The 22,404-nt window shown below is 34.5% G+C and carries 16 protein-coding genes; 14 read left to right on the forward strand and 2 right to left on the reverse strand.

What is annotated here, in order from left to right; translation table 11 throughout:
- Window positions 1–24 precede the first annotated feature (24 nt).
- The 4 genes from G7A72_RS03035 (at window position 25) to G7A72_RS03050 (ending at window position 2,514) form a co-directional block, all read left to right on the forward strand.
- Window positions 25–471 (forward strand): hypothetical protein, encoded by a 447-nt coding sequence (locus G7A72_RS03035; RefSeq protein ID WP_165151376.1) that lies wholly within the window; start codon window positions 25–27, stop codon window positions 469–471.
- A 122-nt stretch (window positions 472–593) separates the two neighbouring features.
- Entirely contained in the window at window positions 594–1,253 is a 660-nt protein-coding gene (locus tag G7A72_RS03040) for an endonuclease/exonuclease/phosphatase family protein (protein ID WP_165151377.1), read from the forward strand.
- Between the two features lie 70 nt (window positions 1,254–1,323).
- A complete protein-coding gene (locus G7A72_RS03045) occupies window positions 1,324–2,013 on the forward strand; it encodes a DUF2461 domain-containing protein (RefSeq protein WP_165151378.1) in 690 nt (229 codons plus the stop codon).
- A gap of 111 nt (window positions 2,014–2,124) precedes the next feature.
- Complete coding sequence (locus tag G7A72_RS03050) at window positions 2,125–2,514, forward strand: DUF1398 domain-containing protein (RefSeq protein WP_165151379.1); 390 nt, start codon at window positions 2,125–2,127, stop codon at window positions 2,512–2,514.
- Between the two features lie 167 nt (window positions 2,515–2,681).
- Here the strand turns inward: G7A72_RS03050 and G7A72_RS03055 are convergent, their stop codons facing one another.
- A complete protein-coding gene (locus G7A72_RS03055) occupies window positions 2,682–5,300 on the reverse strand; it encodes a TonB-dependent receptor (protein ID WP_165151380.1) in 2,619 nt (872 codons plus the stop codon).
- Between the two features lie 537 nt (window positions 5,301–5,837).
- Here G7A72_RS03055 and G7A72_RS03060 point away from each other — a divergent pair.
- Window positions 5,838–6,902 (forward strand): two-component regulator propeller domain-containing protein, encoded by a 1,065-nt coding sequence (locus G7A72_RS03060; RefSeq protein WP_165151381.1) that lies wholly within the window; start codon window positions 5,838–5,840, stop codon window positions 6,900–6,902.
- Window positions 6,903–6,984: 82 nt separating this feature from the next.
- Entirely contained in the window at window positions 6,985–8,457 is a 1,473-nt protein-coding gene (locus tag G7A72_RS03065; RefSeq protein ID WP_165151382.1) for a serine hydrolase, read from the forward strand.
- 78 nt (window positions 8,458–8,535) lie between these two features.
- On the opposite strand, the gene G7A72_RS03070 is transcribed toward G7A72_RS03065, so the two are convergent.
- Window positions 8,536–8,925, reverse strand: coding sequence for a hypothetical protein (locus tag G7A72_RS03070; protein WP_165151383.1), 390 nt, complete (start codon window positions 8,923–8,925; stop codon window positions 8,536–8,538).
- Window positions 8,926–9,182: 257 nt separating this feature from the next.
- Here G7A72_RS03070 and G7A72_RS03075 point away from each other — a divergent pair, with 257 nt between their 5' ends.
- The 8 genes from G7A72_RS03075 to G7A72_RS03115 all read left to right on the forward strand — a co-directional run bounded on the left by G7A72_RS03075 (window position 9,183) and on the right by G7A72_RS03115 (window position 22,376).
- Complete coding sequence (locus G7A72_RS03075) at window positions 9,183–9,620, forward strand: thioesterase family protein (RefSeq protein ID WP_113666039.1); 438 nt, start codon at window positions 9,183–9,185, stop codon at window positions 9,618–9,620.
- An 82-nt stretch (window positions 9,621–9,702) separates the two neighbouring features.
- Window positions 9,703–10,287 carry a cytochrome b/b6 domain-containing protein gene (locus G7A72_RS03080; RefSeq protein ID WP_113665558.1) on the forward strand — a complete coding sequence of 195 codons (585 nt, stop codon included), beginning with the start codon at window positions 9,703–9,705 and terminating at the stop codon, window positions 10,285–10,287.
- Window positions 10,288–10,391: 104 nt separating this feature from the next.
- The gene (locus G7A72_RS03085; RefSeq protein WP_113665557.1) at window positions 10,392–10,952 is read left to right on the forward strand and encodes an AraC family transcriptional regulator; all 561 of its coding nucleotides are present in this window, start codon (window positions 10,392–10,394) and stop codon (window positions 10,950–10,952) included.
- A 76-nt stretch (window positions 10,953–11,028) separates the two neighbouring features.
- Window positions 11,029–12,159, forward strand: coding sequence for a chromate efflux transporter (gene chrA, locus G7A72_RS03090; RefSeq protein ID WP_165151384.1), 1,131 nt, complete (start codon window positions 11,029–11,031; stop codon window positions 12,157–12,159).
- A gap of 105 nt (window positions 12,160–12,264) precedes the next feature.
- Complete coding sequence (locus G7A72_RS03100; RefSeq protein ID WP_165151385.1) at window positions 12,265–13,074, forward strand: NIPSNAP family protein; 810 nt, start codon at window positions 12,265–12,267, stop codon at window positions 13,072–13,074.
- 167 nt (window positions 13,075–13,241) lie between these two features.
- Window positions 13,242–14,924, forward strand: a complete 1,683-nt coding sequence (locus tag G7A72_RS03105; RefSeq protein ID WP_165151386.1) for a Na/Pi cotransporter family protein — start codon at window positions 13,242–13,244, stop codon at window positions 14,922–14,924.
- 161 nt (window positions 14,925–15,085) lie between these two features.
- Complete coding sequence (locus G7A72_RS03110; RefSeq protein ID WP_165151387.1) at window positions 15,086–20,089, forward strand: translocation/assembly module TamB; 5,004 nt, start codon at window positions 15,086–15,088, stop codon at window positions 20,087–20,089.
- Complete coding sequence (locus tag G7A72_RS03115; RefSeq protein ID WP_165151388.1) at window positions 20,082–22,376, forward strand: BamA/TamA family outer membrane protein; 2,295 nt, start codon at window positions 20,082–20,084, stop codon at window positions 22,374–22,376. Before G7A72_RS03110 ends, G7A72_RS03115 begins: the two co-directional genes overlap by 8 nt.
- The last annotated feature ends 28 nt before the right edge of the window (window positions 22,377–22,404 follow it).

Here is a 22,404-nt window from a genome sequence, read left to right on the forward strand (position 1 = left end):
CTAACAATATTTTCAATCTATAAAATGATTAAAGACAGAAATACTAATTTTAGAGAACATTCAATTTTCCTTTCAGAAATTGCCCAAAATATTTTAGACGGAAATGATAGATTTCTTTCAATACCAGGTGTACGAGAAATAATCGCACTTTACTTATTAATTCCTTACGCAACTAACGACCAACTTGATGCAGGAATGTTTTCAAAAATACCAAAGCTTGATCTGTCAGAAGAATTTATAAGTGGTGTTACTGTGAAAAATTTAAGAGATACAATTTGTCACTCTTTCGTGACTGTTGAAGAAAGCAGTAAAGAAAGATTGGGACGTATAATTGTAGATGATCGAGCTCAAATGACGAGAAAAACACATAATGAACAAGAAAGTAAAACCCTAGGTACCATTTTAGAAATACCACAAACACATAAAAAACTAAAAGAATTGCATTCCAAAATAATAAATTCGATAAAATAAAGCCAGCTGCTAACACACGCTACAAGCAATTTGGGCATTTAGCTTAATAGAAAAATGGTTTTGTATTTGGAATAATTTGGCAAACTCGACTTAAAGAAATTATTAAAAACGTGCGCTAACTTATGAAAATCTTAACTTGGAATTTAGAAAGACTGATAAAAAATAAAAATCAAGTAATCTTAGACAAACTCTCAGAACTTGATGCTGACATTTTGATCTTAACAGAAACAAATTCTATTATCAATCCTGGTAAAGATTATTCATATATTGCTACAGAAAGCTTGACAAAAGGCCACGATGGAATTCCATATAAAAGTGGAGAAAACAGAACAACAATCTGGACGAAGTATAAAATTGAAAAACAACTCAAAACCTTTGATAACTTTACTAGTGTTTGCGCAGAAATTCAAACAGCTTTAGGTGTATTAACTATTTACGGAACAATAATTGGCGTTTTTGGTGGAAAAGATGAACGCTTTAAAACCGATTTGGAATCTCAACGTTTAGACTTTGAAAATCTTTCGGGTACTATTTGTATTGCGGGAGACTTCAATGTTTATATGACTGGTTATGCATATCCGAGTCATGAAGCTCGAGAAAAACTTAATCAAATTTTTGACAATCTAAATTTACAATGTTTAACCATTGAAATTGCTGATAATGTTGATCATATTGTTTTGAGTAATGATTTCATAAAAGATAAAAAAATAAATATTGAAACTTGGAATTTGGACAAAAAACTAAGCGATCATATTGGAATTTGCATACATTTATCGGAATAAAAAACCTCTTGCGCTGATTTGCAATCCGTGCCCGCTAACACACAGAACAATAATCAGAATACAAATTAAAATGGAAGATTCACACATACTTGCCAGCAGCATTACTTTTTTGGAAACCTTGGCAACAAATAACAATCGAGAATGGTTTGCTGAAAATAAGGAGACTTATATTTCGGCACAAAGTAATATTATTGCCTTTATTGACCAACTCATACTGCTAATGAATACCTATGATGCCATTGAAAATGAATCTGGAAAAAAAAGCCTCTATCGTATTTATAATGATGTCCGGTTCAGTAAAGATAAATCCCCTTACAAACCTCGATTTGCATTCAGTTTACAACGAGCTACTAAATTAAAAAGAGGAGGCTATTATATGAACATAGAACCCGGTAATAATTATTTGGCTTGTGGTTTTTTCTCCCCTAATCCAGAAGACCTAAAAAGAATACGAAAGGATATTGAGCTGAACTTTAAAGATTGGCGCAAAATTATAGATTCAAAACCTATCAAAGATAACTTTGTAGAGCTGACAGGCAGCACCGTTCCCACTTTTCCAAAAGGCTTCCCTAAAGACCATGAAGCCATAGATCTAATTCGCCATAAACAATTTATTTTGAGACATAATTTTACAGATCAAGAAGTCATTGATCCGAAATTTGTTTACAAGGTGAACGAAATTTTCAAATCGGTACGACCCTTTTTTGACCATTTGAGTGTTGCTCTTACAACTGATTTGAATGGTGAAATTAAAGTTTAAAATAGCAAGTTGCAAACAAAATCAAAGTCAGAGCGGTCAATTTTATTTTTCCATATTGCGTACATTTACACGCTGTAGCCACAAACTAAATAAAAAATAAAACTAAAAAATATGTTTACCCTAGCACAAATCAAACAAGCGTATGATAAAGTACATACAGAAATTGATTTTAAAAATTACATCCAGGAATTAATTGAATTAGGTATAAAAGAATATGACACTCATGTTACAGACGGTCGTGTCGTTTATTATGGAGATACTAATCATGAAGTAAGCACCGATGCAAAATACGATCAATTATTGATCGCTGGCACTGCAAATAAGGAACGCTTCATTGAATATCTGGTTACTCATGAAAGCGGTCAAACCGACTATTATACTTTTTGCCAACAAGCTGCGCAATGTGGTATTGCCAAGTCGCATATTGATATCATCGAGATGACATGCACTTATCTTACCTCTGCAGGGGATCCCGTTGTGATAGAAAAAATTCCGGTTTAATTTTTTGAGTTGTCTAATTTTCAATTACTAGTCATACAACTATAACTGAAATATAGTACTACCCCATTCAATTATTAAAATAAATACTACGGCAGCAATCAGTTAAACTTAATCATAAAAAAAACGGGAATAAATCCCGTTTTTTTATGCTAAGTTTTTACTGTCTTTTAAAACTTAAAGTTTAGTCCTGCTGAAAAAGTGGTTCCATTAAACCCAAATTGATTTACTTCCCAAGGATATTTAAAACGACCTCCCAAGTCAGTAACCACATCCCCTTTAGTGTCTATTTTGTCTGGATAAACATTGAATAAATTGTTTACCATCACATTAGCAGATATTGTATTTGTGAATTTATAAGCAATTCCTAAATCCGTAATAACTTTTCCTGCAAAAGTTTGATCTTTTGAGATGTCTGTAGCGTGTTGCCAAGTAACTTCACCAAAATAAGTGTTATTAAAAATAAGACTTGCTTTCTTCAAATCATAATTGGTTCCTAACAATACCTTTGTATTAGGTCTTGCACTTAGAATTCTACCTTGCTCTTTACGGTTGAAAATATCATATCCGTTAGCCTTCAAAATAGCTGGTGTTGCAATTTGTCCATCAATTTTAGTAGAAGCAATATTTGATGCCAAGCTAAATCCTAATTTACCGTTCCCAATTGCAAGGTTTTTATAATTCAAAACAACATCAACACCTTTAGTTATAGTATTCACTGCGTTGATAAAAAACTTCATGCTTGTTATATCATTAGCAATTAACACCGCTTCGACTGGGTTAGTTGTTGAATTATCACCGTCAAATCCAACTTCTCCTGAAAACAAAACACGGTCTTTCACTTTTATATGGTAGAAATCAACTGAAGCAGAAAAATTAGCACCTGATCTAAAAGTAATCCCTGTTGATGCATTTTGTGATTGCTCAGCATGTAATTTAGGAACTCCTAATCCAATCACTGCTGGATCCACATTGTTAAAAGTCCCTTGATTAGAAACCGTTCCTCCTGATACAAGGGTTTGAATATTACTCAAATAAATCTGATGTAATGCCGGTGCTCTAAATCCTGTACTGAAAGACCCTCTTACAACAATATCATTATTTAATTTGTAACGAGAATTCACTTTCCAAGAAAAATTATCACCAAAATCAGAATAGTTCTCGTATCGTAAAGATCCTCCAATCAAGAAAGCCTCAGAAACATCATAGTCTAATGTAGTATAAACCCCAACGTTGCTGCGGTCTTTTTTCAATGCATTTGCCGGTTGTAACCCAGGAAAAGACTGCGCACCTCCACCAACGTATGACTCCTCTTGGCCTGCTCTAGCTTCAAATTGTTCTCTTCTTAATTCTGTTCCAAAACCAAAAGTAACTTTATCAAATGTTCTGCTAAAATCAGCATTACCCACCAACTGACTAAAAGTATATCCACCAGTATTAAATTCAGTAGGACTATTAGCACCCAAAGATACATTCAAGGAATTCCCTACTGTGTAATCTACTTTATTAGAACCCGCTGTTAAACTGAAATCTGAATTAAAACCAAACAAAGTTGATTTTATCCCAATAGACCCCAGGTTATCAAATACATCCGTGTTGAAGGTAGGTTGGAATCCATTATAAGTCGTACCTGCATCGTGTAATAAATTGTTAGGGTCTGAAACCCAGTAAGGAGTTCTATACAAAGCAAAACTCGTTCCTTTTCTAACATTTACATCTCCAAAAGCGTAAATCGTTGTGATGTCAGAAAGAGGATATTCAGCATTAACCACCAAAGCTCCCATTTTAGAATCTGGCTGTCCAATAGTCATTCCCAAGTCAGGATTTCTACTTAACCAATCTCCCCATTGTGCATCATTTGCAGCTACTCCAAACAAATCATCTTTTCCTGGTTTCCCTGCTCTGTTCGTTTTCTTTTGATCCAAATAAGAAAGATTGAAATTCACAAAACCTTTGTCTGCAATTTTAAATCCTGAATTAAGATCAGCTCCAAAATTGAAACCGTCCCCTTGCGAAGTTATTCCTGAAGTAAGACTCACTTCGGTAAAGTTAGTTTGCTTTTTAAGTATAATATTCACTACTCCGGCAATAGCATCAGAGCCATACTGAGAAGATGCTCCATCGCGCAAAACCTCAACTCTTTCGATTGCTGAAAAAGGAATACTTTTCATATCAGTTCCTACCTCACCTTTTCCAGGAGTATCATTGATATACACTAATGCACTTTGATTTTTTCTTTTCCCGTTAACCAAAACCAACGTACGACTGGGTCCTAATCCACGCAAATCTGCTGGGTCAAAGTGAGCCGTAGCATCAGAGATAGCCTGACTGCTGGAATTGAATGAAGGAATTTTATAGGCTAACATTTTATCAAACGTAACTTGCCCGCTGGATTTAAGATCTTCCGCATAAAGTTTATCGATTGGCACAGCAGAGTTTAAAACACTGCGTACTTTTGATCTATTTCCAGTAACAACTACTTCATCTAAACTGTTATTAGGATTAAGTTTAAAAACAATGGCAACATCAGCATTGGTTACTTCAATATTTTGATTTTGGTAACCCACATATTTTGCAATTAAAGTAACTGGCAAACTCTTTACCTTAATTTCAAAATTACCATTACCGTCAGTGGTTACTCCTTGTGATGTCACTTTGTCTATTACATTAGAATATGGTAGCGCTTGCCCATTCTCGTCCGTCACAATCCCTTTAATTGTTTGTGCATTTACAGCTGCAGTACCTATTAAGATAAATAATGCGGCTAAAATAAATTGGTTAAATCTCATAATTTTTTTTTTGTTTTTTTAATATAGTCTAGAAAGTAAATTTACTTTTTTTTCTTAAAAAAATCTTAAAAATCAAGATTAATCTAAAGTTTCATTTATGAAACGCCAGAAATTTCAAATAAATGGCCCTAAGTGATTGTTCTTAAAAAAGTTAACTGTTATTTTTTTCTAATAAAGAATCACAACTATCAATTATTAGCTCCCTAAATAGCTTTAAGCTGATCTCCTGTGCCATACTATTAAGACTATTAAATTAAATACTGCCAAATAATTAACGTACTTGCTCTATTATTACAGAAAATTTTTATAGAAAGCGATTACTTGTGCAAACTATTTTTCGCAGACTTTCTTAAAAATTGTTCAAAAAAAGACTTAGTTTTAAATATTAAAAACTAACGCAATAAAAATATGGCGAACTTTACAGTTGCTCTTCTAAGTTATACATATATTTGGGTCTATGTCCGCTACTGTGCAACAAATATATACAAGTTAATGGTCATTGCAGAGCGACACCCAAACCGACAAATAGATTGAACGATGAAAAAATATTTCTCACAAATGCGAGTTTTTACTTTTCTGACAATATTACTTTTTGGCACTGCCTGCAACGGACCCGTTAAAAAAGACTTGCCAAAAGGAGAGATAAGTGAATCGCTATCTGTTGCACATCCCAAACTTATAAAAACCATAGGCTCGCCTAAATATGGCAATGTACAATCTGCGCTGCAGGACAAAGCCGGTAACCTTTGGTTTGGCACCACAGAAAATGGTCTTTATAAATATGACGGAAAATCCTTTACCCAATTTTTAGTAAGCGATGGGCTCAACAGTAATAATATTAATGCCATTTTAGAAGATAAAGATGGTAAAATTTGGATAGGTACTCCAGCGGGAGTTTGTCTTTACGATGGTAAAACATTTGCTAAAATCCAGATCCCTCTACGAAAAAACCTGCCTCCCAACAAGTTTAGAAAAACGCAGGAGGTATTCAGTATCATGCAGGACAAAAGCGGAAAACTATGGTTCGCAACAATCAATGGCGTTTACATCTACGATGGCAAATCCTTTACTCCGTTTATAATTAATGAGGGCGGAGTTGGCTATATGAGCAGTAACAATAACGTGGAATATATTTTAGAGGATAAAGCTGGTAACATTTGGTTTGGTGGAAGGGGTAATAAGGGTGTGTTTCGTTACGATGGAAAATCTATAACCAATCTTAAACCAAATGGTGATAATTGGGCTTGGCCCGCATTGCAAGACAAGAACGGAAATATTTGGTTCAGCAATTGGAGCGGTGCTTACCGTTATGATGGAAAATCATTTACGAGTTTCACAAAAAGTGATGGCTTGCTAAGTGATTCGGTTATGCGAATTATAGAAGATAAAAACGGAAATATTTGGTTTGGTGGCGCTGGCGGTATTTGCCGTTTCGATGGAAAAGCTTTCACTTGTTTTACAACAAAAGATGGATTAATCAATAACGGTGTTTGGGCAATTTTGGAAGATAAAACAGGAAATATTTGGGTGGGTACGAGAGAAACAGGTCTCTCCCTTTACGATGGAAAAACATTTATTAATTATTCGGAATATAAACACTAGCCTGTAACGGACTATTAAACAAAATTTGCAACAACAGACAAAAAGAACAAAAAAACATCAATCACTTAAACCAACAATCATCATGAAACAACGTTCCAAGCATTTTGCATTAAAAACAATCCTAATTGGTCTATTCATCCAGCTAATTACAATATCAGTTTCCTTTGGCCAAACCAAAGCAGAACAAATCGATAAGTTGATGAATCTATATTCGGACTACGGGCAATTTAACGGCTCCATTCTTGTCGCTGACGCAGGTAAAGTCATTTATAAAAAGGGATTTGGAATGGCAAACATGGAATGGAATATTCCGAACCAGCCGGATACCAAACACCGTTTGGGTTCTGTTACCAAACAATTTACCGCCATGCTAATACTTCAATTAGTTGAGCAGGGAAAATTAAAGTTGGATGTTCCTATTACAACCTATCTTCCTGATTATCCTAAACCATTGGGCGATAAAATTACTATTCATCATTTACTGACGCACACCGCTGGAATTCCTAATTATACTTCGTTTCCTAATTTCGTGAAAGATTTAAGTATCAATCCGTACAGCCCAGAAACTTTTGTGAAAAAATTCGCTGACCTACCGCTGGAGTTTACGCCGGGAGAAAAATTTGCATACAGCAATTCCGGTTATTTTTTATTGGGTTATATTATAGAGAAAGTTTCCGGTAAAACTTACGAGCAGTTTTTGCAAGACAATATTCTTACACCACTCAAAATGAATAATACAGGATTCGACCATCATGAGACAATTTTGAAAAACAGAGCTTCCGGTTATGAGAAAAACGGTAAAAACTACAGCAATGCCAGTTACCTTGATTTGTCTATCCCCTACGCTGCCGGTTCTTTGTATTCCAATGTAGATGATTTGTATTTATGGGATCAAGCACTTTACACCGAACAGTTACTTTCGACAAAAAATAAAGAGCTGTTATTTAATTCCTATATTCCTGCAGGACCAGGACAATATGGTTATGGATGGTTTATCAATAAGGCTTTCAATGGAGAAAAAAATGAGAGTATCATAGTTACTGAGCATGGCGGTGGAATAAATGGATTCAACACCTTGCTCTCCCGTATTCCGTCTGACAAAAATCTAGTGGTTTTGTTAAATAATACAGGCGGTACAAACTTAAACGAGATGAGTAAAGCAATTCGAAACATCTTATACAATAAACCGTACAGTTTGCCTAAAAAATCATTGGCTGTTGCTTTCGTAGACGTTATTCTGGAAAAAGGAATTGCTTCCGGATTAACTTATTTTAATGAAAATAAAAATTCAAATACCTATGCTATCAACGAAAATGAAATGAATACCGCAGGATATCAATTGTTACAAACCGGAAAAGTAAAAGAAGCAATAGAAGTTTTTAAACTAAATGTAGAAGCGTTTCCAAAATCAGGAAATGCCTACGATAGTTTGGGAGAAGCCTATTTGAAAAACGGAGATAAAAAACTGGCGATCATCAACTATAAAAAATCAGTGGAACTGGATCCAAATAATGTAAACGGGAAAAAAGTATTGGAAGAAATTTCAAAGTCTTAGATTAGTAGACCTGTTTAAAAAAAACCGCACGGATCATGTTTGATTTCAAAAACATGACCGTGCGGATAATAATAAAAATCACGCTCTTAAATTCACCGCCTTAGTAGATTTTCCTACCGTCAAATAAACATGCGTATTGGGATACAGGAATTCAATTTTAGTATTTTGCTTGTTTATCCGCATTGTTACTTGACCTTTCTCATTTTCTAAAGTATAGAACGTATAATTCCTATTGGGAGCAAAAATACCGGAGTCTACAATTTTATATTTCATCTTTGTAGCCGTAAGAAAGAAAACCACAGTACGCTTTTGAGTATCAAGGAATACAAATGAATACTCATTTCCTGATACATTGCATTCGCCTTGTTTAAAAGGCTCTTCATCTATGCAATACCGTTGCACATTAAACACTTGTTCCTGAGAATAAATACCACCCGATAGCAATAACAGTACAATCATTTTTTTCATACATGGTTATTTTCTATTATCCGGAATTGGACAATTCTTTTCTTATACAAAAGACACGCCACATTTTTTTTTGAAGAAAAAGAAACTACAAAATCCCCAATTACTTTTGGTAGCGTATCCTTAAAAAAGGATTAAAAAGGTTCGTGAGTTCCTTTTCATTCCACATATTATTCGTAGTTTTGACCGTAACAATGCGTACTAAATTTCTGGTAAAGCAATCCAAAAGAATAGCGCAAACAACTTTAAAAATAATTACAATGACTTCATTTAGCAAAGAATTATCCTTTCGTTGGTCTGATCTTGACCCTAATTTTCATGTTCGACACAGCGCTTATTATGACTTTGGTGCACAACATCGTATCGAAATACTGGAAAGTCTTGGTTTAACCATGAAGGTGATGCAAGCGCAAGGCTTTGGCCCTATTCTGTTTAGGGAAGAATGTGTGTTTAGAAAGGAAATAAAACTTTCGGATAAAATTTCCATGTACACCAAAACTTCAAAAGTAAATGCGGACGCATCCCGCTGGTCTATTGTACATGAATTCATGAATGAAGACAATAAACTATGCGCAACCATAACAGTTGATGGCGCATGGATGGATCTTAAACTTCGAAAACTAGCATCTCCTACTCCCGCAATTGCGATGGAAGCCTTGAGTATTTTTCCTAAAAGCGAGAGCTTCGTGACTACATAAAAAAAATCGGGAAATTAGAATCATTTTCGCATTTTAAATCAAACGAGAATCAAAAGCGTAACGTTACTAGCACTCAAAAATCATGAAAAACAGAGAATACTCCGCCATTTACAGAATAATGCATTGGTCAATCGCCATTTGCATGACTTTATTGCTTGTCACGATTTTTCTACGTTTGACGTGGATGAATAAAAATAATGTTGCGCTAATTATTCAAGATTATTTAGCGACTACAGATCAAAAGTTGACGCAAGACCAACTCATTACGCTTGCTAAAAAAATAAGAAAACCCATGTGGGACTGGCATATTTATATTGGTTATGCTTTAGTAGGTTTGTATAGTATTCGGATGGCGCTACCATTTTTTGGACAAATGAAATTCTCTAATCCGTTCCACAAAGATTTGGGTATTAAAGAAAAATTTCAATATTGGACATATCTCATTTTTTATGTTTGTGTCGCTATTTCGCTGATTACCGGTTTAATTATTGTTTTAGGTCCAAAAAATCTAAAGGAATCCATGGAAGAAATACACGTACTTTCTATTTACTATCTATTGGCGTTTATTGTGATTCACTTATCAGGCGTTTTCTATTCTGAATTAACAACGCAGCAAGGATTAATTTCCAGAATCGTAAGCGGTCCAACAAAGACCGAAGAAAATTAGAAATAAAAAGCACTCATTTTTTTGCAAATTATCCGGTTTTCAAGAAACAAAAACAATATTTTGGATAAACTTCGGAATCCAAAAATTTAATGCAATATCCATCTATGAAAATATATGTCAAAAATATGGCTTGCGAAAGTTGTAAAATCTTTGTTAAAGAGGCTTTAGAAGAGCTCGACATCACAGCGATAAAAATAGAACTTGGTGAAATTGAAGTGAAAGAAGAACTCACCACGGGTGAAAAAAAGAAATTAAACAGTAAAATTAAAAAAGCAGGATTAGAATTATTAGAAAAAAAACAAGGTATTCTGATTGAAAAAATCAGAAGCGTAATAATTGATTACGTCTATAATTCTGATGAAAAACCAGTCATCAAATTCTCTGTTTTGCTAAGCGAAAAATTAAATCACAGTTACACCTACTTAGCCAATTTTTTCTCCGAAATAGAAGCCAGTACAATTGAACAATATGTGATTTCACTCAAAGTAGAACGTATAAAAGAACTCATCATTTTGGAAGAACATACGCTTTCAGCCATAGCTTTCAAACTGCATTACAGCAGTGTTTCCCATTTGTCAAATCAGTTTAAAAAAGCAACCGGATTGACACCCACTCATTTTAAAAATTTAAAAGAAAAAAGAAGAATAACCATTCAAAATATTTAATAAAAAGAACTTCCTTTTTATAAAACCAAATGCCTTTCGATAGTTGTATTGCCTTTAACAAAAAAGATTCAGAAAGATGAATCAAAATTCCGAAATAAAAGAGCTTGCCAAACTATTCCTTAAGTTGGGACTTACCGCTTTTGGTGGTCCGGTGGCACATATTGCGATGATGCAGGAAGAGGTAGTCCAAAAGCGAAAATGGCTTTCAGAACAACATTTTTTAGATCTCATAGGTGCCACAAATTTAATTCCGGGACCCAACAGCACTGAAATGGCAATCCATATTGGCAATGAACGAGCTGGTTGGAAAGGTCTGATTGCAGCTGGACTCTGTTTTATTCTGCCAGCAGTTTTCATCACCGGTTTTTTTGCTTGGGGCTATAAACAATATGGACAGTTACCGGAAATTCAACCCTTTATTTATGGCATAAAGCCCGCGATTATTGCCGTGATTCTGGCTGCCATTTATCCATTGGCCAAGAAATCCCTGAAATCAATACCATTAGCCGGAATCGGAATTGCTGTATTAATCTTGTCCTTACTCGACTTCCATGAAATCTATTTGATGTTTGGAGCAGGATTATTTGCCTTGTTCTGGTATTTCATCCGAGACCAAAAAGTGAAAAACACTTCTATTTTTCTGCCCATAACGCTGATGCAAGTTTCCACCACAACAGTTTTGACTGCCACCAACATGAATTTATTTTGGATTTTCTTGAAAATTGGCGCAATCCTTTATGGCAGCGGTTATGTGCTTTTTGCGTTTCTCGATGCTGAACTCGTGGCTACCGGACTGCTGACAAGACAACAATTAATCGATGCAATTGCAGTAGGACAATTTACACCAGGTCCAGTTTTTTCATCAGTAACTTTTATTGGATATCAAATCAAAGGTTTCTCCGGCGCAGTAGTTTCTACAATTGCAATTTTTCTGCCTTCCTTTATTTTTGTTGCGCTTCTGAATCCATTGGTAAAAAAAATGAGAGGTTCAAAACCCTTTTCAGTATTTCTCGATGCGGTAAATATAGCTTCTGTGGCCATCATAATTTCGATATGTTATGCCATGGCAAAAGACACCGTTACGGATTTGCGTACGATTCTAATTGCAATAATAAGCCTCGCCATTACTTTTGGTTTCAAAAAAATAAATAGCGCATTTATCGTTTTGGGCAGTTCCATTTTGGGTTACATATTGACCCTTCTTTAAACAATAAAAAGTAATTCGCTTCCCAAGTAATTACCCCATAAAGTTGTCTTTTTTTTTATACTTTTATAGATGAATAAATAAAACTACCAAACCAAAAAATCAAGAATGAAATTAACCAAATTATTTTTTGCACTGTTGATCATTTTTAGCACAACCAGTTTTAAATGGGCTCCAAAAGATTCAATTGCTGTATCGAGTATGCTAAAATCAAGAGAATTTTACCAAATTAAAACCTATATTTTTAAAAACGAACAGCAAGAACAAACCACTGATGCATATCTAAAAGAAGCATATTTACCTGGATTGAAAAAACTGGGAATCGAAAATATTGGTGTTTTCAAGCCAAAACCAAATACTACGGACACCTTAAAAAAAGTTATTGTAGTAATTCCGTTTTCATCCATGAAGCAATTCCTCGAATTAGAAGATAAACTGGCGAAAGACAAAACATATTTAATTGCTGGCGCCGATTATTTAAATGCTACCTACAAACAACCGCCATATTTGCGAATAGAATCTATTTTACTAAAAGCTTTTTCAGATCATCCTTTCTTGACGAAACCAGCACTGAACAGCGCTAGATCCAGTCGTGTTTATGAATTGAGAAGCTACGAATCAGCTACCGAAGCAATTTACCACAATAAAGTCGATATGTTTAATGCCGGTGGAGAAATAAAACTCTTTAAACGCCTTGCCTTTAATGCTGTTTTTTACGGCGAAGTTGTTTCAGGAGCCAAAATGCCGAATTTAATGTATATGACCACTTTTGCAGACCAGCAAAGTAGAGATGCGCACTGGAAATCCTTTGTAGATTCGCCAGAATGGAAAGGATTAATAGCTATGGAAAAGTATAAAAATAATATTTCGCACATCGATATTACTTTTTTATACCCAACAGATTATTCTGATTATTAGGTTTACAACAACTGATTTCGATCGTAAGCTACTAAAACTATAACCCTAAAAGTTGTAGTTTTTTTGTTTAAAGCAATACCCCAAATGCTAATTTGCAAAGAATAGAAGTCAAAACTTCACAAAGGTAGTATTGATAAATTTAAGTATCTTTAATACCAATTTAAGCTATGGAAACACTCAATACGATACTAAAACTTGCTGCAGGTGTGGGATTATTTCTTTTCGCCATGTATTTGGTAGAAGAATCGTTGAAAAATCTCTCCGGCCGAAGTTTCAAACTATTTCTGCAACGCATTACTAAAAACAATATTGGCGCCGTTGCGGGCGGAACTATAATTACGGGCATACTTCAAAGCAGTTCGATGGTTTCTTTAATGGTTTTGGCGTTTGTAGGTGCAGGTGTTTTTACGATGAAAAATGCAATGGCCATTATACTTGGTGCTAATTTAGGAACAACAATTGCCAGCTGGCTGGTGGCCACTTTAGGTTTTAAAACTGATATTGAAGTGATTGCTTATCCAGCCGTTTGTTTGGGTGGTTTTTTACTTATTTTGCTTGGTAGCCGGAAAAAATTCAAATACATTTCTTATTTTCTTTTGGGATTTGGCTTAATGTTCATCGGACTTTCCTTTATGAAAACCGCCATGGAGACTCAGGTACAACACTTTGATTTCTCGCAATATGCTTCGATGCCGCTAATCGTTTTTCTTATTATTGGTTTTTTGATTACGTTAATTGTGCAATCAAGTTCCGTAACCATGGCGCTCACATTAAGCGCCTTGAATGCAGGAGCAATAGGATTTCCTATGGCAGCCGCAATAGTATTGGGAGGAGAGACCGGAACTATCATTAAAATTCTTGTAAGTGCAATTGGAGGCAACGCATCAAAAAAACGCGTCGCCTTAGGCAATTTATTGTTCAATATTTTCATCACCGCCATTGCATTTATATTGCTAAAACCTATTCTTCAGTTGATTACTGACGTTATAAAAATCAAAGATCCGCTTATAGGCTTGGTTACATTTTCGAGTCTGATTAACTTACTGGCGATTGTACTTTTCCTGCCTGTTCTTGATATTTTTACTAAATTTTTAGAACGTTTTTTTAAAAATACCGATGGTAATTCTGCTGCTTTTATTGGCCACGCCTCTATTGCAGAACCCGTAACGGCAGTTGATTTATTCCGAAGAGAAACTAATTATTTCATTCACAACTCGATGCTTTTCAATCTGGAATTATTTAAAATTGATACGACTGCTCTAAAACAACAAAGCGATTACGTTGAAATCAATGAAAAAAATAATTATGAAACGAAATCCATCGAAGAAAAATATGAATTCCTGAAACAGTTGCAAGGGGAAATGCAGGCTTTCTATTTGAAATTAAGGACTAAATTAAACAGTGAACAAAACTCAGAACTCAACCAATTAATTTCGGCTGCACGAAGTTCAATGCATGCCGTAAAAAGCGTGAAAGATATTGGTGCAAACATTACCAATCTGAGTCGCTCTTCTAAAGATATTAAATACCAATTTTTCCTGCATCATAAAAACGAGACACAACAATTATATGTCAAATTAAATGCGTTTCTGACTAAAAAAGAACCCACAAATTTTGAAGAATTAAAAGTTCTTTTTGACACTATTCAAAAAAATTACACGACAGCACTTAACACATTCTATACAGAAGTTCAACTGACAACTATCGAAAGTATTGACATTACAACCGTTATCAATTTTAATAGAGAACTTTTTACTTCAAATAAAGCGATGCTAATGGCCGTTAAAGATGTTTTATTAGACGAAAAAAATGCTCAGAATTTTAATGAAATCCCCATCTACAAAACCTAAACTTTATAAAAAAATAAAAAAATTCCGAAAAATTTTACAACTTTATTTTTATATTATATAATGTATTTTACTTTCAATTTTCGACCTTTGCAGGTAATTCCTTTTAGGATTGAAATTGAATTCTGATTTAATTGATTATTTTTAGCTAAAAAACACATCATTTGAAAAAATACTTAAAGATAAGTTTAAAAGTTTTCCTATGGATAATAGGATCAATACTTCTGTTGTTCTTACTACTAGTTGTAGCCATTCAAATTCCATCAGTTCAAAATTATGCTAAAGTTAAAGCGGTCACATATTTGGAAGGAAAAATTAAAACTAAAGTTACCATTAAACGCATAGAAATTGGCCTTCCAAAAAAAGTGATTCTTGAAGGTGTTTATTTTGAAGATCAAAAAAAAGACACCCTTTTTGCAGGAGAAAAACTTTCCGTCGATATTAGTTTACTCCAATTGATGAATAACAAAGTCGAAATAAACTCTGTTCATTTAGAAGGAATTACGGCTCATTTAAATAGAGATTCAAAAGCTGTTTTTAATTTTGATTACATCATAGACGCTTTTGCATCGCCTGAAAAACAGAAAACAGATTCACCACCGATGCAATTTTCCGTAGAAAAAATCAAACTGGACCGAATCCGATTTAAATACAATGATTTTGTCACAAAAAACAATCTGTACGCCAATCTAAATCACTTTGAAACCAATATCAAAACTTTCGATTTAGACAAAATGAACTTTGAAATTCCGAAAGCAAAAATTAATGGATTAAAGTTCAGATTACAACAGGGTATCGTTCAAATTTCTAATGCAACCAAAGCCGCAGTTATAAAAAACGAGTCGGAATCCATCCTAAAATTAAAATTGGGTGAGATTGATTTGGCAAAAATTGATGTGGATTACCAAAGTGAAGAAACCAAACTAGAGACAAATTTCTATGTTAAAAAATTGCTTGCCAAAATAGATAAAATTGATCTCAACAATCAATTTGCCATTGTGGAAAGTTTTAACTTAACCGGTGTAGAAGGCGCTTTGACTTTTGGAAAATTAGATAAAATAACACCAAAAAAAGAATCTGCAAGCACCGAATCCAACAAGTGGGAGGTCAAGATAAAGACGACGGAGTTCAAGCGTGTTAATTTCCGTTACGACAATAATAATGTGGCTGCTACCCAACAAGGAATTGATTACAACCATTTAAATCTTACCAATTTAAATTTACAAGTAGATGTCCTTAATTACAATCCCGAAAACATATCCGGAGAGGTTAATTCCCTGAGCATAAAAGACAAAAGCGGTTTGAACATTCAATCCTTAACTACTGAGTTCTTTTATGGAAAGAAGAATGCCTTTTTTAAGAAATTATATTTAAAAACTCCACAAACGGAATTGAGGGATGAAATCAGAATTGGGTATCCATCAATTACTTCATTGGCAGCAAATCCCGGCGAACTAGGCCTTATCGCCTCTTTAAAGAAAAGTAAAATTGGAATTAAAGACATTTTACTTTTTGCCCCCACTTTGAACAAAACCAATCCTTTCATGAGCTATCCTAATGCAATATTGTTGCTAAATGGCTCCATCAAAGGAAAACTGAACAACATTATATTTCCGTCTATGGAGATTAGCGGCATTGGAGCGACAAAATTATCGGCAAGCGGCAGCATTGTAGGATTACCGGACATGACCAAAGCTTATTTTGATTTGAATATTAAAGACTTGCAAACTGGCGCAAAGGATTTTGTTGGTTTTTTACCAAAAGGGACGATTCCAAATACGATTCAGTTGCCTTCAAAATTAAACGCTAAAGGAACATTTAAAGGAACGATTGCTAATTTCAATACCAATTTGAATTTGGTCAGCAGTTTTGGAAGTGCAAAAATCAAAGCAACATTCGATCAACGCAGAAAAAATTATGATAAATACGATGCTCAAACGGAGTTTACTAATTTTGATTTAGGAAAATTTATCAAAAACGATTCGATTGGAAAAGTTACTTTAAAAGCCAATATAAAAGGAACTGGTTTTGATACAAAAACCGCAACGGCTTCGTTAAACGGAAGTATTTTAAAAGCATATTACAACAAATACACTTATAAAAATCTGAATGTAAAAGGAGCCATTCGAAATGGAAATTTTAATGCGACTGCTATTGCAAAAGATCCTAATTTGACTTTTGATTTAGTGAGCAGCGGTAGTTTTAAAGACAAATATCCTTCCGGAAAATTAAAACTGAATGTCGATATCGCCGATTTAGAAAAACTGAATCTGCATGCCGGTCCTTTAAAAATAAGAGGTGTTGTAGATGCTGATATTCAGTCAGCTAATTTAGATTATCTCAACGGAACCGTGAATGCACACAGCATAAATGTGGTCAATGCCAAGGAACAATTCGTAATTGATTCCATAAATGTTGTAGCAACGACCACTTCTGAAAAAAACACATTGGTAGTAAATTCTCCCTTTTTAGATGCTGAAATAAATGGAAAATATAAGTTATCAAAAATTGCAAGTGCATTATCTAATTCTATTGCGAAGTATTATGACAGTAACCCAAATTCGAAAAAAATAGCGCTTGAAAATCAGCAATTTGATTTTAAAGTTAGTGTAAAAGACAATCCTATTATATTGAAACTTATTCCTGAACTTAAAAGTCTGGAACCAATTAATATAACAGGGAAATATAATTCGGTAAACGATTCCATTGTTTTGAATGGTTCTATTCCAAAATTAGTTTACGGAGCCAACACAATTACAAATGCGACTTTGAAAGTTGACACTCAAGACAAAGCACTGCTATACAGCTTTGTAGTAGACGATATTCAAAACAACCAAATTCAATTACCACACACCAGCATTACTGGAAAAGTGGAGAAAAATCTGGTGGATTACATCTTGCAATTGAAAGATGCAAAAGATGTGGAGCGTTATTTAATTGCTGGTACATTAAAGGCTACTAATGGAAATAACGAAGTAAGCCTTGGTCCGGACAATTTATTGTTGAACTATGAATCTTGGAAAATTGCACAAGACAATCTGATTCGCTTTGGCGCAAAAGGAATTTATATCGATAATTTCGAATTGAGTAAAGATGGAAGTAACATCAAAATCCAGTCCGAAACGGATAATCAGAATGCTCCAATTGCAATTGATTTTAAGGATTTTGACATCAATACGATTACCAGTTTTGTGGAGAAGAAAGATTTACAGTTAAGTGGGAAAATAAATGGAAATGCAACTGTAAAAAACTTAACTAAGACACCGCTTTTCACTTCGGATTTGAACATTGAAAATTTCACTTTCAAAAAAGACACCGTTGGAAACATCAGCATCAACGTCAATAATGCGATTGCAAATCAATATGATGCTAAAGTTGCAATTACCGGGCAAGGAAATCAGGTGAATTTAGAAGGATTCTATAAAGCGAATGAAAGCCGTTTTGATATGAATTTGGACATTGACAAATTGAATTTGAAAAGTATCCAAGGCTTTACACTTGATAACATTACTGAAAGCACAGGATTTTTAACTGGAAATTTCAAGATTACCGGAAATACTACACAGCCAAAAGTAATTGGAGAATTACAATTCAATGAGATTGGATTCAAAGCCACACAACTTAATGCCAAATTTAAGTCTTTGAATGATAAAATCACCTTTACAGAAAATGCAATCCTTTTTGACACGTTCACCATAAAAGACGAGAAAGACAATGATTTAGTGATAAACGGAGCAATTAACAGTAGTAATTTCAGCAATTTTGGATTTGATTTATCGATTGATGCAGATAATTTTCAAGCAGTCAATTCTGAAGCGAAAGACAATGATTTGTATTATGGTCAACTGTTTCTGGATAACCATTTAAAAGTAAGTGGAACAATAGAAAATCCTATCGTAGAAGGAAATATCAAAATCAATAAAGACACTAAATTTACTGTTGTTTTACCACAATCAGATCCGTCCATAGCGGACAGAGAAGGAATTGTAGAGTTCATTGATCAGGATAATCCACAAATTCTAGGCACCGCTACACTTGATGAAATCAGTAGTGAAATGGAAATAAAAGGAATCAATGCCTCTGTAAATATTGAAATCGACAAAGAGGCTGAACTATCTTTAAACATTGATAAAGCAAGCGGAGATTTCTTAAAATTAAAAGGAGAAGCACAATTGAATGGAGGAATTGATCCTTCAGGAAAAACAACGCTGACCGGCAGATATGAATTGTCTGAAGGAAGTTATGAGATGAATTTTAATGGTATTAAAAGAAAATTCGATATCGAATCAGGAAGCTATATTTTGTGGACTGGAGAACCAACAAGCGCTGACATAAACATCACGGCAATTTATAAGACGGAAGCCGCTCCAATCGATTTAGTAAACGACCAATTAGGAACTGTTACTGCCGAAATAAGAAATACATACAAGCAAAGAATTCCGTTTGAAACCCGTCTGAAAATGACAGGAGAATTAATGAAACCCACAATTTCATTTGACATTGTTTTACCGGAGGGTAATAACAGTGTTTCAACAGAAATTATTAATACTACACAGGCTAAATTGACTCAATTGCGTCAACAACAGGATGAAATGAACAAGCAGGTTTTTGCCTTGTTGTTATTGAACCGTTTTGTTGGAGAAAACCCATTTGCCAGTGAAACCGGAGGAACAAACGTTTCATCATTAGCGCGAGAAAGTGCCAGTAAAATTCTATCACAACAGCTGAATAATCTGGCAGGAGATTTAATTGAAGGCGTTGAACTTAATTTTGATTTGAATACTTCTGACGATTATACAACCGGACAACGCGAGAATAAAACTGATTTGAATGTTGGAATTTCAAAGAAATTGCTGAATGACCGATTGAAAGTTACTGTTGGAAGTAGTTTTGGAATCGAAGGGCCACAGCAAACTAATCAGGATGCCAATAATATTGCAGGTGATGTTTCGCTGGATTATCAACTTTCTAAAGATGGAAGGTATAAAATTAGAGTATATCGTGTCAATAAATATCAAGTCGCGCTTCAGGGAGAAGTGGTTGAAACTGGAGTTGCATTCGTTATTACGATGAATTACAACAAGTTCAGGGAACTATACGCTAAAAGCGAAGCAAAAAAAGCAAAGCAAAAAGCAAAAAAAGAATTAAAAAATAAATCAGATGAATAAAACTCCTTTATTATACTTTCTTTTTTTAGGATTGTTTATTTCCTCGTGTAGCAATACCAGATATTTGCCGGAAGGAGAATTATTGTATACCGGCGCAAAAATAAAAGTGGAAGGAAAGCAAACCTCCAAGAAAGAAAACAAAGCGCTAAAAAACCAATTACAAGAAATTGTGAGACCCAAACCCAACTCTTCAATTCTTGGGTTAAAGCCAAAACTGTACATTTATAATTTGGCTGGGGCGCCAAAGAAGGAAAAAGGATGGCGTTACTGGTTGAGAACTAAAGTAGGCGAACCTCCCGTTTTGTATAGTCAAGTAGATTTATCATACAACAAAAGCGTTTTACAAAATTTCTCTGAAAACAATGGTTATTTCAATACCAAAACAACGGCGGATTCTACACGAAAAGGAAAAAAAGCAAGTGCTGAATATCTGGTAAATCCGGCAAAACAATACAAAATCAGAGAAGTTAAATTCCCTACGGATTCTTCAGTAATTTCAACTGCTGTGCGCAATACCAGACGCAGAAGTTTGTTAAAAAAAGAGGAAGGATACAGCCTTGAGGCAATCAAAGAAGAGAGGGTTCGTATTGATGCCCGATTAAAAGAAAAAGGGTTTTTCTATTTTAACCCCGATTATCTTAAAGTGCAGGTCGATAGTACCGTTGCGGATCATCAAGTGGATTTAATTGTAAAAGTTAAAGAGGAAACTCCAAGCCTGGCAGAGACACCGTATAAAATCAATAAAATTATTGTTTATCCTAATTATTCTATTGGGATTGACAGTGTAAAAAATAACTTGGATTCTATCCAAAAGTACAATGATTTAACGATTATAGACCCAGAGAATTTATTCAAACCACGTATTTTTGACCGCGCGCTGTATTTCAAAAAAGAAGATTTGTATAACAGAACTGATCATAACTTATCACTGAATCGATTGGTGAATTTAGGTACTTTTAAATTTGTAAAAAATCAATTTAAGATTTCAGATACAACAGGAAATTATCTTGATGCCTACTATTATTTGACGCCGTTACCAAAAAAATCAATCCGACTGGAATTATTAGCCAAAACCAATTCAGCTAATTATACCGGAACCGAGCTCAATTTAAACTGGAGCAACAGAAATGCTTTTAGAGGTGCTGAATTGCTTACGATATCAGCATTTGGAGGTGTTGAAGTACAAGTTTCCGGGCAAAATAATGGATTTAATGTCTATCGCTTCGGAACCGAGGCTAATTTAATTTGGCCAAGATTAGTGGCTCCTTTCAAACTTAATTCTCCAAGTGGTTTTGTACCAAAAACAAAAGCAACATTAGGATATGAGTTTCAAAATAGAACCAAGTTATACTCGTTGCAAACATTCAAAGGCTCTTTTGGATATTTATGGAAAGAAAGTGAACAGAAAGAACATTTATTAAATATCACTGAAATTACATATGCAAGTCCGCAAAATGTAACGCCGTTGTATCAAGAACAAATAAATGTAAACCCATCGTTAGACAAAGTAATTGAGAAACAATTAATTTTTGGTCCAACCTATTCCTACACGTACACTAATACATTGCAAAAGCGAAAGAAAAATACTTTTTACTACAAAGGAACCGTCGACTTGGCAGGAAATATTGCCGGATTAGCTACGGGAGCAAACATTGAAAAAAAGGACCCAGTTAAATTTTTTGACGTCCCTTTTAGCCAATTTATAAAAATAGAAAATGATTTTAGACATTATTACAAGTTAGGTCCGGATTCACAAATTGCCACCAGAGTTATTGCAGGAGCAGGATTTGCTTACGGTAACTCGCGCGAATTGCCTTTTATCAAGCAGTTTTTCATTGGTGGAACCAATAGTTTGCGAGCCTTTAGAGCACGTTCTATTGGGCCGGGAAGTTTTGATGGCGCATCAACAAATACTAATGCTTTCTTGCCTGACCAATCCGGTGATATAAAATTAGAATTTAATACCGAATACCGAGCTAAAATTTACGGATTAGTGAAGGGAGCTTTATTTATAGACGCCGGAAACATTTGGTTGTTGAATGAGAATACGGAAAAACCGGGAGCTAAATTCTCTAAAAAATTCCTAAATGAAATAGCTGTTGGAGCCGGAGCCGGATTGCGTTTCGACTTCTCTTTTCTTATCCTGAGAACAGATCTTGCATTTCCTTTAAGAAAACCCTATTTGCCGGACGGAGACCGTTGGGTTTTAGATAAAATTGATTTTGGAAGCGGTCCTTGGCGAAGAGAAAATTTAGTTTTTAATTTAGCGATTGGATATCCTTTTTAGAACAAAACCATTTAAATAAAAAAAGAGC

This window comes from Flavobacterium sp. Sr18, assembly GCF_011064265.1.
Lineage (GTDB): Bacteria > Bacteroidota > Bacteroidia > Flavobacteriales > Flavobacteriaceae > Flavobacterium > Flavobacterium petrolei.

Excerpts from the sequence above, each read along its gene's own strand:
- G7A72_RS03065 (WP_165151382.1), top strand. The coding sequence starts at position 6,985 with ATGAAACAACGTTCCAAGCATTTTGCATTAAAAACAATCCTAATTGGT.
- G7A72_RS03115 (WP_165151388.1), top strand. The coding sequence starts at position 20,082 with ATGAATAAAACTCCTTTATTATACTTTCTTTTTTTAGGATTGTTTATT.
- G7A72_RS03055 (WP_165151380.1), bottom strand. The coding sequence starts at position 5,300 with ATGAGATTTAACCAATTTATTTTAGCCGCATTATTTATCTTAATAGGT.
- G7A72_RS03105 (WP_165151386.1), top strand. The coding sequence starts at position 13,242 with ATGGAAACACTCAATACGATACTAAAACTTGCTGCAGGTGTGGGATTA.
- chrA (WP_165151384.1), top strand. The coding sequence starts at position 11,029 with ATGAATCAAAATTCCGAAATAAAAGAGCTTGCCAAACTATTCCTTAAG.
- G7A72_RS03045 (WP_165151378.1), top strand. The coding sequence starts at position 1,324 with ATGGAAGATTCACACATACTTGCCAGCAGCATTACTTTTTTGGAAACC.
- G7A72_RS03100 (WP_165151385.1), top strand. The coding sequence starts at position 12,265 with ATGAAATTAACCAAATTATTTTTTGCACTGTTGATCATTTTTAGCACA.
- G7A72_RS03060 (WP_165151381.1), top strand. The coding sequence starts at position 5,838 with ATGAAAAAATATTTCTCACAAATGCGAGTTTTTACTTTTCTGACAATA.
- G7A72_RS03070 (WP_165151383.1), bottom strand. The coding sequence starts at position 8,925 with ATGAAAAAAATGATTGTACTGTTATTGCTATCGGGTGGTATTTATTCT.
- G7A72_RS03050 (WP_165151379.1), top strand. The coding sequence starts at position 2,125 with ATGTTTACCCTAGCACAAATCAAACAAGCGTATGATAAAGTACATACA.
- G7A72_RS03035 (WP_165151376.1), top strand. The coding sequence starts at position 25 with ATGATTAAAGACAGAAATACTAATTTTAGAGAACATTCAATTTTCCTT.
- G7A72_RS03085 (WP_113665557.1), top strand. The coding sequence starts at position 10,392 with ATGAAAATATATGTCAAAAATATGGCTTGCGAAAGTTGTAAAATCTTT.
- G7A72_RS03040 (WP_165151377.1), top strand. The coding sequence starts at position 594 with ATGAAAATCTTAACTTGGAATTTAGAAAGACTGATAAAAAATAAAAAT.
- G7A72_RS03075 (WP_113666039.1), top strand. The coding sequence starts at position 9,183 with ATGACTTCATTTAGCAAAGAATTATCCTTTCGTTGGTCTGATCTTGAC.
- G7A72_RS03080 (WP_113665558.1), top strand. The coding sequence starts at position 9,703 with ATGAAAAACAGAGAATACTCCGCCATTTACAGAATAATGCATTGGTCA.